General features: G+C 45.6%; 22 protein-coding genes and 1 pseudogene. 1 reads left to right on the top strand and 22 read right to left on the bottom strand.

Features of this window, described 5'->3' with window-relative positions; all coding sequences use genetic code 11:
- Both aroB and aroC read right to left on the bottom strand, forming a co-directional pair.
- Positions 1-1170 (bottom strand): 3-dehydroquinate synthase, encoded by a 1170-nt coding sequence (aroB, locus tag PJI16_08810; GenBank protein ID MDT3777654.1) that lies wholly within the window; start codon positions 1168-1170, stop codon positions 1-3.
- Between the two features lie 79 nt (positions 1171-1249).
- Positions 1250-2410: a chorismate synthase gene (aroC, locus tag PJI16_08805; GenBank protein ID MDT3777653.1), complete on the bottom strand. Its 1161-nt coding sequence runs from the start codon at positions 2408-2410 to the stop codon at positions 1250-1252.
- Positions 2411-2661: 251 nt separating this feature from the next.
- On the opposite strand from aroC, the gene PJI16_08800 reads away from it, so the two are divergent.
- Entirely contained in the window at positions 2662-2817 is a 156-nt protein-coding gene (locus PJI16_08800; protein MDT3777652.1) for a hypothetical protein, read from the top strand.
- Positions 2818-3219: 402 nt separating this feature from the next.
- On the opposite strand, the gene pilO is transcribed toward PJI16_08800, so the two are convergent.
- The 20 genes and pseudogenes from pilO to rpmD form a co-directional block, all read right to left on the bottom strand.
- Positions 3220-3813: a type 4a pilus biogenesis protein PilO gene (gene pilO, locus PJI16_08795; protein MDT3777651.1), complete on the bottom strand. Its 594-nt coding sequence runs from the start codon at positions 3811-3813 to the stop codon at positions 3220-3222.
- Positions 3810-4373 (bottom strand): hypothetical protein, encoded by a 564-nt coding sequence (locus PJI16_08790; protein ID MDT3777650.1) that lies wholly within the window; start codon positions 4371-4373, stop codon positions 3810-3812. The genes pilO and PJI16_08790 overlap by 4 nt, the downstream gene beginning before the upstream one ends.
- Entirely contained in the window at positions 4366-5436 is a 1071-nt protein-coding gene (gene pilM, locus PJI16_08785) for a pilus assembly protein PilM (protein MDT3777649.1), read from the bottom strand. Before pilM ends, PJI16_08790 begins: the two co-directional genes overlap by 8 nt.
- Positions 5437-5779: 343 nt before the next feature.
- Complete coding sequence (gene rapZ, locus PJI16_08780) at positions 5780-6724, bottom strand: RNase adapter RapZ (GenBank protein ID MDT3777648.1); 945 nt, start codon at positions 6722-6724, stop codon at positions 5780-5782.
- A 105-nt stretch (positions 6725-6829) separates the two neighbouring features.
- Positions 6830-8347, bottom strand: a complete 1518-nt coding sequence (gene rpoN / locus PJI16_08775; protein MDT3777647.1) for an RNA polymerase factor sigma-54 — start codon at positions 8345-8347, stop codon at positions 6830-6832.
- Positions 8348-8367: 20 nt separating this feature from the next.
- The gene (lptB, locus tag PJI16_08770; GenBank protein ID MDT3777646.1) at positions 8368-9120 is read right to left on the bottom strand and encodes an LPS export ABC transporter ATP-binding protein; all 753 of its coding nucleotides are present in this window, start codon (positions 9118-9120) and stop codon (positions 8368-8370) included.
- A 205-nt stretch (positions 9121-9325) separates the two neighbouring features.
- A complete protein-coding gene (locus PJI16_08765) occupies positions 9326-9841 on the bottom strand; it encodes an LptA/OstA family protein (GenBank protein MDT3777645.1) in 516 nt (171 codons plus the stop codon).
- An 8-nt stretch (positions 9842-9849) separates the two neighbouring features.
- Complete coding sequence (gene lptC, locus PJI16_08760) at positions 9850-10428, bottom strand: LPS export ABC transporter periplasmic protein LptC (protein MDT3777644.1); 579 nt, start codon at positions 10426-10428, stop codon at positions 9850-9852.
- A 232-nt stretch (positions 10429-10660) separates the two neighbouring features.
- Positions 10661-11014: pseudogene (rplQ, locus tag PJI16_08755) on the bottom strand (50S ribosomal protein L17).
- Positions 11015-11037: 23 nt separating this feature from the next.
- Positions 11038-12024, bottom strand: a complete 987-nt coding sequence (locus PJI16_08750; GenBank protein MDT3777643.1) for a DNA-directed RNA polymerase subunit alpha — start codon at positions 12022-12024, stop codon at positions 11038-11040.
- 82 nt (positions 12025-12106) lie between these two features.
- Complete coding sequence (gene rpsD / locus PJI16_08745; GenBank protein MDT3777642.1) at positions 12107-12736, bottom strand: 30S ribosomal protein S4; 630 nt, start codon at positions 12734-12736, stop codon at positions 12107-12109.
- A 64-nt stretch (positions 12737-12800) separates the two neighbouring features.
- Complete coding sequence (rpsK, locus tag PJI16_08740; GenBank protein ID MDT3777641.1) at positions 12801-13184, bottom strand: 30S ribosomal protein S11; 384 nt, start codon at positions 13182-13184, stop codon at positions 12801-12803.
- Positions 13185-13204: 20 nt separating this feature from the next.
- A complete protein-coding gene (gene rpsM / locus PJI16_08735) occupies positions 13205-13576 on the bottom strand; it encodes a 30S ribosomal protein S13 (protein MDT3777640.1) in 372 nt (123 codons plus the stop codon).
- Between the two features lie 60 nt (positions 13577-13636).
- Entirely contained in the window at positions 13637-13750 is a 114-nt protein-coding gene (rpmJ, locus tag PJI16_08730; protein ID MDT3777639.1) for a 50S ribosomal protein L36, read from the bottom strand.
- 11 nt (positions 13751-13761) lie between these two features.
- Positions 13762-13980, bottom strand: coding sequence for a translation initiation factor IF-1 (gene infA, locus PJI16_08725; protein ID MDT3777638.1), 219 nt, complete (start codon positions 13978-13980; stop codon positions 13762-13764).
- 30 nt (positions 13981-14010) lie between these two features.
- Positions 14011-14757 carry a type I methionyl aminopeptidase gene (gene map / locus PJI16_08720; GenBank protein ID MDT3777637.1) on the bottom strand — a complete coding sequence of 249 codons (747 nt, stop codon included), beginning with the start codon at positions 14755-14757 and terminating at the stop codon, positions 14011-14013.
- A 1-nt stretch (position 14758) separates the two neighbouring features.
- Positions 14759-15409 (bottom strand): adenylate kinase, encoded by a 651-nt coding sequence (locus PJI16_08715; GenBank protein MDT3777636.1) that lies wholly within the window; start codon positions 15407-15409, stop codon positions 14759-14761.
- A 4-nt stretch (positions 15410-15413) separates the two neighbouring features.
- Positions 15414-16727 (bottom strand): preprotein translocase subunit SecY, encoded by a 1314-nt coding sequence (gene secY / locus PJI16_08710; protein MDT3777635.1) that lies wholly within the window; start codon positions 16725-16727, stop codon positions 15414-15416.
- Positions 16720-17169: a 50S ribosomal protein L15 gene (rplO, locus tag PJI16_08705; GenBank protein ID MDT3777634.1), complete on the bottom strand. Its 450-nt coding sequence runs from the start codon at positions 17167-17169 to the stop codon at positions 16720-16722. The genes secY and rplO overlap by 8 nt, the downstream gene beginning before the upstream one ends.
- The gene (gene rpmD, locus PJI16_08700; protein MDT3777633.1) at positions 17166-17354 is read right to left on the bottom strand and encodes a 50S ribosomal protein L30; all 189 of its coding nucleotides are present in this window, start codon (positions 17352-17354) and stop codon (positions 17166-17168) included. Before rpmD ends, rplO begins: the two co-directional genes overlap by 4 nt.
- Position 17355: the final 1 nt, after the last annotated feature.

Below are 17355 nucleotides of genomic sequence, written 5' to 3'. Positions count from 1 at the left end.
TTATTTTTGTTTCCTGGATAGACGTGGACGACTCAATGTCTCTGGAACGGACTTCAATCGTTTCACGCGGGAGGACTGACTGGCAGTGAACCATTGACGAATACGTTGCCGAACAAGGGGCACAACTTGGACATTCCCAATTGAGGTGGGTACCACGCAATTGATTTGGCCCTTTACCACCTTTTTGTCATGTTGCATGGCCCCCCAGAGATCCATGAATGTCATTGAAGGCATAGCAATGGGCAACCCGACATCCTGAATCAAATCACGTTGCCGCTCAACAAGCTCATTAGTACACATCCCTAAAAATTGCGCCATTGCGGCTTCCTGCACCATGCCGATTCCCACAGCCTCTCCATGAATCCATGTTTTATAGCGTCCCCAGGTTTCCAGTGCATGGCCTACGGTATGGCCATAATTCAAAATTCGGCGGCGCCCCGATTCCCGTTCATCTCCACCCACAACTTCGGCTTTAATTTCACAACACCGCCGAATGACGGTAGGGATCACATCCTCTGCTTGTTCTCGTAAGCCATCTATGTTTTGCTCTAAATATTCAAAAAATTTCGGATCGGCAATCATGCCATACTTAATCACCTCCGCTAAACCTGCGACCCATTCACGTTTCGGAAGAGATTGCAACGCCTGCGGATCAACGACAACGACACGTGGCTGATAAAATGCGCCGACCAAATTTTTTCCTATTGGATGGTTGACCCCTGTTTTTCCACCCACGCTCGAATCTACCTGAGCCACCAATGTCGTCGGGACTTGGACGAAGGGAACACCGCGCAGATAGACAGAGGCCGCAAATCCAGCCACATCTCCCACGACCCCCCCACCTAACGCCAACACCACTTCCTGGCGCTCAAGTCGTTGCCTGACCAGTTCATCCAGTATTTTTGACAGCCAATACATAGATTTAGCTTTTTCTCCATCGGGAATCACAACAAAAAATGGAGAAAACCCGCACCGCTTCAAGGACCGGAAAACGACTCGACCGTAGAGCTCATTGACGATTGAATTGGTCACAATGGCAACTTGACCGGATAATCCAACATCCTGAAGCACACGGCCAATCTGAGGCAGAATATGCGGTTGGATAAGAACGTGGTAGCTCCGGTCTCCTAAAGAAACCGGAACGTGTTTCGAGAGTTCAGAGATATTCATCTAGCGGAAATCACCAGAAAACGGTCTCATTACAAGCAACGAAAAAAATCTGCCACGATAGGAGCTCAGGCCAAAGCACTTAAAACGTGCGGACATACTCTTGATAAGCCTCAAAATTTTTTTTCATTTCATCCAACGTATCTCCACCAAATTTTTCAATTAAGGCATTGGCCATTTCATATGCAATCACCGCTTCTCCGACAACACCGGCAGCCGGTACAGTACAAATATCCGAACGCTCCACGGTGGCCTCAAACGATTCTTTAGTTTCAATATCCACACTGTCTTTGGGAGTGTAAAGGGTCGCAATGGGTTTCATGGCCACTCGCAGGACAATCGGTTGCCCATTAGTAATACCGCCTTCCAACCCACCAGCATTGTTCGACTTTCTGATAAATTGTCCTGTGGCTTTATCAAAGTAGATATCGTCGTGCACTTCAGAGCCAAAACGGCGGGCCGACTCAAAACCCATTCCAATTTCGACCCCCTTCATAGCTTGAATACTCATCGCAGCAAATGCCAAGCGAGCACTCAGTCGCCGATCCCATTGAGCATAAGTCCCTAGCCCAATCGGAACGTTCGTCACTACGACTTCAAAAATTCCACCCAAGGAGTCCCCTTTATGTTTGGCTGCCCGAATCTGTTCAATCATTTTTTTTGCCGTCTCCGGATCATGGCATCGTACATCAGATTGTTCTGCATGTTCATATGCCATCAACGGGTCATTCGGGCTGGGGGCCGCAATGCCTCCAATATCCATAGTATAACTGACCACCCGCATATCAAACTGGGCGAGCACCGCCTTCGCCACTCCACCAATAGCCACTCTGATGGCTGTTTCTCTGGCACTGGCTTTTTCCAGCACATTGCGGATATCCCGATGCCCATATTTGATGGCTCCAACCAAATCTGCGTGGCCCGGTCGTGGACGAGTCACCACGCGTTCGGTAGAGGGTGGACCAGGTTCTGACGCCATGATGTCTTTCCAGTTTTCCCAGTCTTTATTCCAGATCAACAGACCTAAGGGATTTCCCAAAGTTTTCCCTTTTCGAACCCCACAAATAAATTCAATCCGGTCTTTTTCAATGCGCATCCGGCCACCACGACCATATCCGCCTTGCCGACGGATCAAATCTGCATTAATTTCATCGGCCACGACCGGCAAACCGGACGGAACTCCCTCCACCACCGCCATGAGACCTCTCCCATGGGATTCCCCCGCATTTAAATATCTCAACATTTCATTCCTTTTTTCAGGATTACACACTCATGCCGGTGGCATGTCTCCTCTTATCCATTCCCAAACGTATCAAGTATGGAGCTGCGAACTTAGGCGACGGGTATTGTTGAACGCCTAATAACCCCTTTCGATGCGCGCAAATGGGTTGACGAATCATCCCCTAGACTTCAAGAGTATGGATTATGAAGGTTTTTTCAGGCTTTCTCAACAAAAATATTCATGGTGATTTTTGAATGGTGGGGAAGGAAAGAATGAAGGTTCTTGTCGGGGAAGCCCCCCTCACCGAGGAGGCTGAAGAGACGTACTCCAGTAGCACCTCCTTCTCACTGATGGTCTTAATCGTCCATCCTGATCGAGCAAGTTCAACCCCCGGTTGTACCAAAACTCGCTCAGTTGGAGATATCTGAATGACCGCCTGGTGGCCATCCTGGCCATGCATCACACCAAGAAGTCTCCAGACTGGATTATCTGCGAGGGGAGCATCTTTCGGTTCTGTATCTGATTGGGTCGAAACCTTGGGCGTTGGCAGGGGCTTCGATATGCGTTTGAAAGGGTCTCGACGATTCACGACAGCGTGTCTGGCATTATCCTGATCTACACTCATTTTTGCTAACCTGCTTGGATGAGAAGGCAATGGGGAGGCTCCTTTCCCGGCAGCCTCTCCCATTAACCCAACAAAAATCAACACACCCCAAACACAGACAGAGTAGCTCGCGCACCATCTCCAGTATACCGCCATCCTTGAGACCGTACCCCACATGAACATGACACCGTGCCCTCGCATTCCCGCCAGGAGTTGATTGGCTCGATCATGTTTTAAGCAGTTGCTGAACATGTTCAATACCTAAGGGGGTTAACCCGTGCATCACCAGATTCGTGATAAGGGTAGATGAATTTTCGTTTTCTGACCTTCCGGCCATGACAATGGAAGAAATACTTTCGACCCATGCAAGCTGACGCAAGTCATCCAAAAATTGAACTGTTCCCTCGAATTCCCCTTCCACTTTCACGGCAATCCGAATCGAAGCTTCAGCACCCTGAAGTTCCGTCCAAAGACCTTCGGGCTTCCACCCCCGAACCGTCACACCCTTTCGCTTCGCAATTTCCATGATATCCCTTCGAAAAACTTTTGATTCAATATGTTCAGGAAGTTGTTGAATTCGAGCGGACAAAATTTCACGTAAGACGTTGATTTCTCTTTCGATGGCTTTCAAGGAGTCTGTTTTCTGGAGGAGCCCGTGGCGTTCCTGATCTAGGTGAGCGACTTCTTGTTGTAATTCCTCAAGCGAGTGACTCATTTGCTGCCACACAAAGAGGTGGTTACCCAACAGACAGACAAGCATCACCCCCACCAGAAAACCGAATCGATGCCAGATCGATAGTGCCTTCCACTGCGCCATCATGTGGTTACCTGATGATCCCATACAAAACGAATCAGAAAGGAAAAGGCCACTGATTCTCCTTCTGGGCGCTCAAAAATTTCCACTACAGGCAAACTCATGATGATCCGATCATTCTCTAACGCCTCCATAAATTCCACAATATCCTCCAGTGCTAACGATTGTCCGTGTAATTCCACCATCCGTGATTCCAGTTGTACCCGCTCCAACCAGATATCAAGATCTCCGACATTTCGACTAACCCCATCCAGCAAAGCTACCGGCCAAGCCTTTTCTTTCTCCTGGTCACTGAGCCGCCCAACGGAAGTCATAAGAAGCGCTTTTTGCTCCTTACGACTTTCCACATTTTGAAGTCTTTCCTTTATCCGAACTAAAGCCTGCATTTTGACTGATTTTTCTTGAAGCAAGGCATCAACCTGTTCTTGCAAAGATTTCGTCCACCACCAACTCGCCCCCCCAAAACCCATGAAAACCACCAGACCTAACAACATACAAATCAGCCAGGAAGACTTATGAGGACTCACTTGACGCTGAATTTGGCGTGCTAAATTAATTTCAATCATGAGGGTCGAGCCAACGCAATGCCGCTCCAACGGCAACACCAAATAAAGGCAAGGCTTTCTGAAATCGACAATCCTGTTGAATGTCCTGAGGGACCACGATCTTTTTGAAGGGATTGACCAGAATTACGGACACAGCCAATGAATCAGCGAGTCTTGATTGGAGTCCTTCCAGGACCGAATACCCCCCTGACAGGAATACGCCCCTCACGACTCCCCCGTCAGTTATTTCCGAAACATCCTTGGCAGTTTGAATAACCTGCTCGATGGTCTCCTTAAAAAATTGCTCAAGAAGTAAAGATTCCGAGGCTCCTATCTTATAGCCATTACCAGAACTTTCAGAAGCCGATTGCATCCCGTCAAGCAGGTCTCCATACCAATCGGCCTCGTAGGATACTTGGTGAATATGTATAGGATGACCTTCTTCCATGACCACCGAAAGAATGCCGGTTGGTCCAAGATGAACAATCAGCCACGTTCCTTCTTGGCCATAGTTATAGACAACCATATTCACGAGTGAGAAAGCATCCACATCGACAAAACCGACACTCATCCCTTGCTGTTGAAATTGTCGCATTCGTTCCTCAATAAATTCTTTTTTTGCCACAACCAGAAGAGCTTGATCCTTTCCATTGTCCAAGGGTCCTGTGACGTTGTGCCGATACACGTCCCACACGGCACCTTGAACATCAAGAGGAATATACCGGTCAAGCTCCAAAGCCAGGTGTTCTCGAAGATCATTTTCCGACATATTGGGAAACGTCAGTCTTTTCAACAACACGTGAGAACTCGAAACCGTAAGGCCCACAGTACGAGGAGAAGGGGATAACTGTTTTCGGAGAATTTGGACGAGATGTCGGTCCTGCTCAAAATCCGATTGGGGATCGAGAGTAGATCTAGAGGTAAGGGCTTCAATCACAACACCCTGTAAGAAAGGACTGCCATATCTCGGTTTTAGGGTCACTGCCTTCAACAATCGAGACCCCACATCCACGCCTGTAACATTCTGGCTTTTCCACGAATATCCACTGACCCTTTCTGCTATGCCTTTCCAAATTGCATTCATCTTATTTAGTCCAACAATAATGGCCAAATGTCCCTTTACCTCAATTGAGGTTGTATCTGGATTATCTCTGTAATTGCCATTCCCAAATATGATGTCGTGTTTTTACCTAGATTCGGTTGGTCCCAACACTTGGAGACAACCTCCTCGTTTGCCTGGTTTACCAATCGCCTTCCCCTTCCCTTCGGAATGGCTCTATTATGCCAGGCTTGCTGAATGAGAGGTCAAAAACCGTCGCTTAAAGAAAGGACGGCGACAATGACAAAAAGAATGGGCTTTAAAAGCAGAAATTTCTGGAATGTGGGAACTAATTCTGAGGAAAAGGCTACTCAAGGGCGAAGGGAAATTAGCCTGGATTCGCCTCTTTTGATATTTCTCGATGGTGAATCGTGACGTCATAGCCCAAAATATTCAAAATCTCTTTCATACGCAGGACCATCGCCACCGATCGATGTCTCCCACCCGTACACCCGAAAGCAACGGTAACATAACTTCGTTGTTCCCTTTCGAACATTGGCAACAAAAAAGCAAACAATTCTTTTAAATGGTCAAGAAAGACTTTCGCCTCCCTCGTGTCTAGGACAAAACGTTGAATATCGCCATGCTCCCCTGTTAAAGGCTGAAGGTCAGGCACGAAATGAGGATTGCGAAGAAAACGGACATCAAACACCATATCCACATCGAAGGGCACTCCGAATTTATAGCCAAAACTCATGAGACTAAGTTTCAGGACTTGCCCTTCACCCCTCTCTCGATAATGTTTAATGATCCAGGCTTTGAGATCGTGAACGGAAAACTCCGACGTATCCAGCACGCGATGGGCTCTAGCCCGAAGACTTTGTAAGCGTTCACGCTCTAGTTGAATGCCCTCAATAATCGGTCGATGGGGGAGTAATGGATGCGGACGCCGAGATTCAGAAAAACGCCTGACTAAAATATCATCATGTGCCTCTAAAAAAAGCAACTCAACGTGACAGCCATCACTTTGTAAAGCTTCGAGATTGCTCAATAGATCCTCAAAAAAAGCCCGTTCACGAATATCAATCCCCAGGGCAACCTTCCTCACATCTTTGTCAGGTTGAATACACAATTCAGTGAATTTTTGAAATAAGGCCGGTGGAAGATTATCCACACAGAAAAAGCCCAAATCCTCTAAGCACTTCAAGGCTTGGGTTTTGCCAGATCCCGACGTCCCCGTCACCATCATCAGTTGAAGTGGCAACGGATCGTTTTTCAGAGAAGCTTGAGGTGACTCACTCGGCATCGTTTCGCTTCCACAATCATCGTGCATGGACCGGCTCATTTCAACCAGACTAACGGAAACCTGAGACTCAATGAGATCAGCTTTCTGCAACACTCACTATTGTGTCTGGGGCCTGAAGTCCGCTGTTAAGAATTATGTGGGAATTCTTTTTCGTTGGCTAGCAGAAGAAATATGTAATTCAGCCCGATATTTCGCTACAGTTCGACGGGCAATCAAAATATTTTTATGACGGAGCCTGGAGACGATCTCCTGATCTTTCAACGGATTGGCTGCATCTTCTTGTGCCACCATCTCCCGAATCATCTCACGAACAGTCACAGAGGACATATCCTCTCCACGGTTGTCAGCCCGCTGAATCCCTGCATTAAAAAAGAATTTCAGTTCAAGAATTCCCTGGGGGCAATGCAAATACTTATTGGTCGTCACCCGGCTAATTGTTGACTCATGCATACCCACATCTTCGGCCACCTGCTTCAAGACTAATGGCCGAAGATACTGAATCCCCTTTTCCAAAAAAGCTTCTTGAAACTTCACCAGGCTTTTGACGACTTTCACAATCGTTTTGTTCCTCTGATCAATACTCCGAATAATCCATTGTGCGCCCTTCAATTTTTCTTCAAGATAGTTTTTCGTATTCCCAGCATCTTCGCCGGAGTGGGAAAGGAGTCGCCGATAATACGGACTGATTCTCAATCGAGGGAGGCCATCATCATTTAACAGCACGACCCACTCCCCTTCATACTTCACGACGTAGACATCTGGAATAATAATTGAGTTACTATCCGAAAAATAGGGGCGACCTGGCTTCGGTTCCAGACTCTCTATCACCCGAACAGCTTCATAGACTTCATCCAGAGTCACGCTCAATGTTTTGGCTACAGACTGATACCGTTTTTTCTGAAGATCGACTAAATGATCTTTCAGGATAGCAGCCACCACATGCATGGGCACCGCTGCTTGCAAATGAGAGGTTAGTTCAGTCTCATCATGTTGTAGGTGATCCAGTTGGATCAATAAGCATTCTGCTAAATCCCGAGCCGCCACACCTGGAGGATCAAACTGCTGAATCTGACGGAGCACTCCCTCAACATGTTCAACAGAGCATTTGGCGTCTTCAGCTAATTCGGGAATTGGGACACGCATATACCCGTCTTCATCCAAATTTCCTATGATCATTCTGCCAATATCTCGGTCATCCCCTGCAAGAGATGAGAGACGAAGTTGCCAATCCAGGTGCTCCTCAAGAGAGGTCGGTTTGGTGAGAGTTTGTTCATATGAAGGAAATTCTTCATCCCCCGAGTAGGCCTCATCCCGCTGAGCAGGCCTCCAATCGTTCCCCAAAATATTGTCCCACTCCTCGGAGGACAACGGCTCGCCTTCTTTGATGGTTGGTTGAACCTCCGCGACCTCACCTGAAGGCTCACTTTCAGCGTCAGGCCCTTTCACCTCCCCTGCGGGCTCTTCCCCCACTGAAGGTTCTTCATCCTGGGCTTCCAGGGCCAAATCTTCTAAGAGGGGATTTTCTACTAAGTGTTGAGCCAACGTTTGCTGAAGTTCTAAACGAGAGAGTTGCAACAACTTAATTGCTTGTTGCAGTTGGGGAGTCATCACCAACTTTTGAGATAACCGAAGGTCTAACCGAAGATCCATTGCAGAAACCCACTTCCTCTTTATTGCATCATTTTGAAGCGTTCGCCCAGGTAGACAGCCCTGGCTTTTGGACTATTCACAATGACATCAGGGGGACCACTTTCTAAAATCGTTCCTTCGCTTATTATATAGGCTCGATCGGTAATGGAAAGCGTATCTTGGACATTGTGGTCTGTAATCAGGATGCCGATATTTTTTCTTTTTAAACTGGTTAATATATCTTGAATATCCCCCACCGCAATTGGATCAATTCCGGCAAAAGGCTCATCCAAGAGTAAGAATTTTGGGTTTGTGGCTAATGCGCGCGTAATTTCCAAACGTCGACGCTCTCCACCTGAGAGAGTATAGGAGCCATGTCTACGAAGCCGAGTCAGATCCAACTCCTCTAACAATTCATCTAATCTCGCTTTCCGGCCAGACGCTGGGAGATCCAATGTTTCCAAGACTGCCAATACATTATCCTCAACCGAAAGCCTTCGAAAAATTGAAGCTTCTTGTGGCAAATATCCAATTCCCCGCCTTGCCCGCTTGTACATGGGCAGGAAAGTAATCTCATCGTTGTTGAGAAATATTTTCCCTTGGTCAGGTTGACAAAGCCCCACAACCATATCAAAAATCGTCGTCTTGCCAGCACCATTAGGACCGAGAAGCCCAACAACTTCTCCTCCCAACAATTCCAAACTGACGCCCCTAACGACTTGTCGACCTTTATAGCTCTTCTTTAAATCCTTGGCAGAAATTCTATGAAGAGATTTCCCACGTGCTTCAAGCATTTGCATTCCTTGATTCAATCATGCGGATCTCGATTTCCAAGAAAACGTTGAACCGAGCAGATTCCTCAAACTCAAGTCACAGAATCTACGATCAAACCATGATTGGGTTGATCGGCCCTTGTCAATCACAATCAAAAATCCAGTTTTATGGGAGCACGATGAATACACCAAGAATCATGGCAGTCGGATTACAAGCCCGCAAATTCTAATTTTGCTCCGATCCATCAATTATTACCCGGGTTCCACCTTCTACCATACTCCGGTTTTCTTTTAAAAACATGGTCATTTTGGGACCGCTAATTCTTGTTCCGGTCTGCCAGGCTACGGGAGAACCGGTCAAGATAACCTTTTCTTCCGATTTGTAATACAAGGCATGTTGACTGGTAGCTCGACTTTCCCCTTTTTCAATTCTCACATTCCCTTTCGCCTCAATATAATTAATTTCATTTCCAGATTCTGATTTGGCTCCTGAATCTGTTGCAGCAGAGGGATTTGAAGGTGCTTTTTCTTTGAAATACACGATCATCACATCAGAATGCACCACCAGTTCGCCTTGAACCATTTTGACTGCTCCTTGAAAGATGGCGACGTTTTTTTCGCTACTGGCCGTCATCGTCTTAGAAGTAATGACCGTAGAGGCTTTTGGCTCTTCTCCCATTGCCACAATGGGAACGTGGACCAGTATAATCGCAAAAATCAACCAACCGAATGAGATCGGCATTGAAACTCTTATGGCGACACCAACTCAGCACGAACATTTTTGAGCAAATGAAACTCATGCTTATCCACGTCTCCTTCTAATCCTGTTCCGGTGATGGTTAAGCCATCCCCTTTGATAAGCACTTGATCCGGAGTGTGTATCTGCCGTGCTTCTTCGTTCCAGGTCAATTTATCTGAAAACACTTGATAACCAGACTCAAAAGTCATAACAGTTTTTTCATTTTTGCTTATTAACTCAAAGTCATTGCTTGATGTATTCATTACGCCTTTTTCAGAGGTAATTTTTAATTGTTCCTTTTGAAACTCTCCATCAAAAAGGTGGACTTGAACCGTTTCCAACTTGGCTACATGCTCTTTATCAAAGACCTTGGCTTGATCAGCATTTACAACCCATTTTGTGGAGCCGGATCGAGTTTGGCGGTAATTAAATCCCTGAATCCACGCGTCAGCTCCTTGCTGTTCCTCTAATGTTACCAAAGTTGTGTCTTGGCTTCGTGTTTGCATGTGATTTATCACACGACTTCCGATAAATATTGTCATACCTAAAACTAGCAGAGTTAAAACGGCTCTCGTACCATAAAATTGCATTTATCCCTGCTCGGTCGAACGACCACCCTTAGGGTAAAAAACCCATAAAAAAGAATAGCACAGGGTCCAGGTCAAGTAAATAAAAGACCTTAACCCTGTGACATATTGAAGGAGGGGAGAAGAAACTATGCTGGAGGAACAGGAGCAGTGAGAATGATAGATTTAAAAGACTACGCTCTATACATTTCTAACTGGCGGTTGAGGAAACTATCTCCTTATCGGATTCATTCGTTTTTTCAACCAATTCAATAGCTACCAGTTTTGCTGCGTCCCCTGGGCGTTGACGAGTTTTAATAATCCTTGTATAGCCACCGTTCCTCTCAGGAAAACGCTTGGCAACGTCATCAAAAAGCTTTTGAACCGTTTGTTTGGTTCGTAACACACGCAAAGCCCCTCTTCTGGCTTGAAGAGTTCCTTGCTTCCCAAGAGTAATCAGTCTATCGGTGATCCCACGAAGTTCTTTCGCTTTAGCCTCCGTGGTTTCAATTCGCTCATGTTCCATGAGAGATGTGACCAAATTTCTAAATAAAGCCAACCGATGTTTACTGTTTCGTCCTAATTGTCTACCGCGTTTTCTATGACGCACAATACACGTCCTTTGAAAAAAGTTCAGGTTTGGGATTCTGTCACTTCACTCACTTTGGTTCCTAAGGTCAACCCCATTTCTGCTAAGACCTCTTTAATTTCATTCAATGATTTTTTCCCAAAGTTTTTAGTCTTTAACATTTCATTTTCGCTTTTATGAACCAAATCACCTATTGATTTAATGTTAGCATTTTTCAGGCAATTTGCAGCGCGGACCGACAGTTCTAATTCATTTACACTTCGAAATAGATGTTGGTTAATCAACATCTTGCTCTCATCTCCACCCTCTTCTTGAGCTGGCTCTCCCCTTTCTTCAGATGGCAGGCAAATATCAAGATGATTGCGAAGAATTCCTGCCGCTGAGGTGACAGCTTCCTGCGGAGTTATGCTTCCGTCCGTCCACACTTCCAGAATGAGTTTATCATAATCTGTGATCCGACCAACCCGAGCACTTTCCACACTGAAATTAACCCGTTTAATGGGAGAAAAAACAGAGTCTACCGGGATGACCCCTATTGGCAACCCTTCTTCTTTATTCCGTTCAGCAGGAACATACCCACGTCCAGGTTTCACAATGAGTTCAATATCCAACAGCCCATCTTTATCCAAAGTAGCAATATGAAAATCTGGGTTCAAAACTACCACGTCCGGGTCTACAGATAAATCTGCGGCTAACACTTCCCCAGGCCCCTTCTTTTTCAGGCGTATCGCCTTAGCCTTGTCAGAATGCAAACGCAACCGTAACGCCTTAATATTCAAAATGATAATCGTAACATCCTCGGTCACACCGGGAATGGTCGAAAACTCATGATATACTCCCTCAATCTTTACAGAGGTGACAGCTGCTCCAGGAAGCGAAGAAAGCAAGACCCGCCTAAGGGAATTCCCCATGGTGGTTCCAAAACCTCGCTCAAATGGTTCGGCCGTAAACTTGCCATAAGTAGGTGAAGCAGTGTCCTTTTCCAATTCCAACTTCGTGGGTATTTGGAAATCCTTCATGCTATTTATCATAAGGATCGCGTCTCCCTTTCTTGGTCCCAAGGCCATATATGTGATCCATTCGCAACATCCGCTCTATCTCCGGCAGGAAAATTTACCGTGAATACAGCTCCACTACAATCTGTTCATTGACCAGAACATCAATGTCCTGTTTAGTGGGAATGGCCTGGACGGTACCCTTTAATAAATTCCGCTCCATCTCTAACCAATTCGGAACTCCCCGACCACTGGTAATTTCCAGGGCGGCTTGGACCGGAACAAGCTGACGGCTCTTCTCCCTGATTTCGATAATATCCCCGACGTTCACGGTTACCGAAGCAATAGTGACTTTTCGGCCATTCAACATCACATGACCGTGATTCACCAACTGTCTGGCTTGGCCACGTGATGAGGCAAATCCCAGGCGATACACAACATTATCAAGTCTTCGCTCTAGCAGGCTCAACAAATGCTCGCCGGTGATCCCCTTACGTCTGACGGCTCGATGGTAGGTATTCAGGAATTGTCGTTCCTGCATACCATATACACGCCGAAGCTTTTGTTTTTCCCTTAGCTGAGTGCCATATTCCGTCGCACGGCCTCGCCGTGATTGCCCATGCTGTCCAGGAGGATAACTACGACGCTCAATTGCGCATTTTTCAGTCATACACCTAGTGCCTTTTAAAAACAACTTCACTCCCTCACGCCGACATAACCGACATACAGGACCAGTATATTTGGCCATGGACTTTCTCCCCCTATCTCCAGTTCACGAAAAACCGATAATCTACAAAAACCTCTCTGATAAATTACACTCGCCTTCGCTTAGGAGGCCGACACCCATTATGGGGAATCGGCGTTACATCACGAATAAGATTGACTCGCAAACCAGCGGATTGAAGGGCTCTCACTGCAGCTTCTCGTCCAGACCCAGGGCCATTTACATAGACATCCACTTGTCGAAGGCCAAATTCCATTGCTTTTTTTGCGGCCACTTCACCTGCACGCGTAGCGGCAAATGGGGTGCTCTTTCTCGACCCCTTAAATCCTTGACTACCGGCACTGGCCCAAGTTACAGCCCCACCGGTCATATCCGTTATCGTCACGATGGTATTATTAAATGAGGCCATGATATGCACGATACCGACTTGTAAAACTTTTCTATCCTTCTTTTTTCCCTTTTTAACACTCATGAAAGATCCCTTTCAGCAGCTCATTTCCTAACTTTTCCCCCAATAGCCCCACGTCGCCCTTTTCTCGTTCGTGAATTTGTTTTTGTCCTCTGACCTCTCACCGGCAGACCTTTCCGATGTCGTAACCCACGATAAGTTCCGATATCCATCAAACGTTTAATACTCATCGTGATTTCTTTCCTAAGGTCACCCTCTACGTCGTAATCCTTGTCAATTGTCTCCCTCAAACGGACCACTTCATCTTCTTCTAGGTCCTTCACCCTCGTTTCAGGAGAAACACCCGTCTTTTGCAATATATCCCGTGAACTGGCAGGACCAATTCCGAAAATATAGGTTAATCCAACATCGATCCGTTTTCCTACCGGCAATTCTACGCCTGCGATACGAGCCATTTCTTACTTTCCTCTCTCTAGGGATTGGCTTAATCTATCCACCAAAAACATTGACGAACCCTACCCCTGTCGCTGCTTGTGCTTGGGGTTTGTGCATAGAACTCTTACAACCCCTTTGCGGCGAATGACCTTACATTTAACACAAATTGGTTTTACTGATGATTTAACTTTCACGATAACAACCTCTATTTAAACCGATAGGTAATCCGTCCACGAGTCAGGTCATATGGAGATAATTCCACTGTCACCTTATCTCCTGGCAAAATTCTAATAAAATGCATCCGCATCTTTCCAGAAATATGAGCTAATATCCTATGTCCATTTTCTAACTGAACCCGAAACATCGCATTCGGCAAAGTTTCTGTTACTGCCCCTTGAACCTCGATAATATCTTCTTTTCCCATGAGGAAATTTACCTGACCTCCAACCTAGGACTAACCTGTTAAAATGCGAGGCGCACCATTCGCTTCAATTGTGATTGTGTGTTCAAAGTGGGCAGAAAGTGAATTATCGCAAGTGACTGCCGTCCATCCATCTTTCAAGACTTTGACCGCCGATCCTCCCAGATTAACCATTGGCTCTATGGCAAGAGCCATCCCAGGCTTTAAACGCGGTCCCTGTCCTGGTCTTCCATAATTTGGAACCTGAGGCTCTTCGTGCAACTGGCGCCCAATACCATGGCCCACAAAATCACGCACAACCGAATACCCATGATTTTCTACATGTGTTTGAATGGCAAAAGAAATATCTGAAAGACGATTACCCACAACAGCCTTTTCGAGTCCTTTAAGTAGGGCTTCTCGAGTGACTCCAATCAATAATTGAATTTTTTCAGGAACGGCCCCAACCGAAACTGTCACAGCTCCATCTCCATAAAACCCCTCAACAATGGCCCCCACATCCAATCCGATGATATCTCCCTCTTTCAATTCACGCCTTGAGGGTATTCCATGAACGACTTCTTCGTTAATAGATGCACAAAGACTATTGGGGAAATTTCTATACCCTTTAAAAGCTGGAATTCCACCCATTTCAAGAATACATTCCTCTGTAAGCCTATCTAATTCCAAGGTAGTTATACCTGGTCTCACTGCATTTACCAGCAATTGATGACAATGAGTTACAATTTTCCCGGCACGAGCAATGAGTTCAATTTCCTCAGCCGTTTTTATGATGATCATTCTATCTTGACTGGGTAAGGAGAGCTACCAATCTATCCTGAACCGTAGAAACTACCCCTGACCCATCCAATTCTGAAAGAATTCCCCGGTCCTTATAATATTGGATTAAGGGCTCTGTTTGCTTTTGATATACAACCAATCTGGATTGAATAGTTTCCGGTTTATCATCATTTCGTTGGATAAGTGGCACTTCACATTCATTGCATACCCCATTTTTTTTTGGTGGTATGGACTTGAGGTGATATACTGCCTTACATTTTGGGCAACTCCTTCTTCCACTTATTCGTTCGATTATGTCAGATTCTGGAAGAGAAAAATATACAACACGATCAATGGCCTCTCCATTCCCTCCCAAAAACGTTGACAATTTATCTGCTTGGGCTACCGTTCGAGGAAATCCATCTAACAGAAAACCATCACGGCACTCTGAAGATGCCAATTTTTCTTCAACCAAACCAATTACTACATTATCGGGAACTAATTCCCCACGTTCCATGAAATGCTTAGCTTCTTTTCCAAGCGTTGTACCACGATCAACGCTTTCCCTAAGCAAATCTCCGGTCGAAAGTTTTTGAATCCCGAATTTTTTTGCAATAAATTCGGCTTGGGTACCTTTTCCAACTCCTGGAGGACCAAGAAATATCACCCTCATTCCATTAACCACTTCTTCCCTTCAAGGAACCTTTTCCAAGAAAGCCCTCATAATTCCGCATGAGCATATGATTTTCAATTTGTTGGGCGGTATCCAAACCCACTCCAATGACAATCAAAAGTGAGGTACCCCCAAAGTAGAATGGCATATTTAGTCTGTAAATCAAAAGTTCCGGAATAACGCATACAATTGCTAAATAAATTGCTCCAGCAAAAGTAATCCTTGTCAGTACCTTATAAATAAAGTCCGCAGTTTTTTGTCCAGGTCTTACCCCAGGGATAAATCCCCCATATTTTTTCATGTTGTCTGCCATATCAACAGGGTTAAGAACCACAGCGGTATAGAAAAAACAGAAAAAGATAATCATTCCAACGTATAGCATCGTATACAACAAAGAACCCGGGGCTAATTGCGCACCGATACTTTGAACCCACGGCACCTGTATGAAACTTGCTATCGTGGCTGGAAATGCGATTATTGATGAAGCAAAAATTGGCGGGATCACACCAGCCGTATTTATTTTCAAAGGTATATGAGTGTTTTGCCCACCATAAACCCGTCTCCCGACTATTCGCTTGGCATATTGAACCGCAATTTTTCTTCGTCCGCTTTCCAGAAACACTATAGCCCCCATTACTGCCAACATCACGACCCCAAGGATTAGCAGTAAGAGGAGGCTGATTTGACCAACCTGATATAGATCAAATGTTTGAACCACCGCACTTGGAAGACTAGCAACGATACCTGAAAAAATTATAAGGGAAATTCCGTTTCCCACCCCGCGTTCGGTAATCTGTTCTCCTAACCACATAAGAAAGGCCGTTCCGGCTACCAACGTAATCACTGTCATCAAACGAAAAGGCCAACCAGGGTCAAGAACAAATGCCCCATCATTCATGCCTTCAAGGCCAAGAGCAATACCAAATCCTTGAATTAGGGCAATAAGGATCGTGCCATACCTGGTATACTGAATGATCGTCTTTCTTCCTCGTTCTCCTTCTTTTGCTAATTTCGAAAGATGCGGAACAACGACCGTAAGGAGCTGTAAAATAATTGAGGCGCTAATATAGGGCATTATGCCCAAGGCGAAAATCGTCAATCTCGATAATGCGCCTCCAGAAAAAATATCAAGGAACCCCATGAGGGCTCCGCCTCGTTCAGTAAGAAACTTGAAAAGTTCTTCATTATTAATTCCGGGTGTGGGGACATGAGCCCCGATTCGATATACTGCAAGCATAGACAAGGTGAATATTACCCGGCTACGCAACTCCGGAATTTTGAAAATATTTTGAATGCTCGTGACAAGCCGCTCAAGCACGGCCAATCACCTTTGCTTGCCCCCCGGCATTCTCAATTTTTTGTTTGGCAGAATCACTAAATTTATGTGCTTCAACAACTATAGGACGGTCGACTTCACCAGATCCAAGTATTTTAATTTGTTGGTTTCGGCCTTTAGTTAACCCAATTTCATTAAATACGGTTGGGTTAAAGTTCGTAGTTTTTTCCTGAGCAACCAAATCTTTAATATTTATTACGGAATATTGAATCCGAAAAATGTTTGTAAACCCACGTTTGGGTAATCTTCGGGCAAGCGGCATTTGCCCTCCCTCGAAACCAGCTTGATTAGCCCGACCTGAACGGGCCAACAACCCCTTATGCCCTTTTCCAGATGTCTTTCCCAAACCTGAACCAGGCCCACGGCCAAGGCGTTTTCTCTTGGTTTTTGATCCTGGAGACGGATGTAAATCGTGTAGCTTCATGAACCTGCAACCTCAATAAGATGCCTGACTTTATAAATTAAACCCCGTACTTGGGCTGTATCCGGACGGCTAACCGTCTGTCCAATTTTCCTAAGTCCAAGCCCCAATAAAACCACACGCATCTTATCTGGATGGCCTATTGTGCTTCGCTTTAATGTAATTGAGAGATTGGTTGGTGTCACCATG

This window comes from Nitrospira sp. MA-1 (assembly GCA_032139905.1).
GTDB lineage: Bacteria > Nitrospirota > Nitrospiria > Nitrospirales > UBA8639 > Nitrospira_E.
This window is presented reverse-complemented; position numbering and strand designations above follow the sequence as displayed.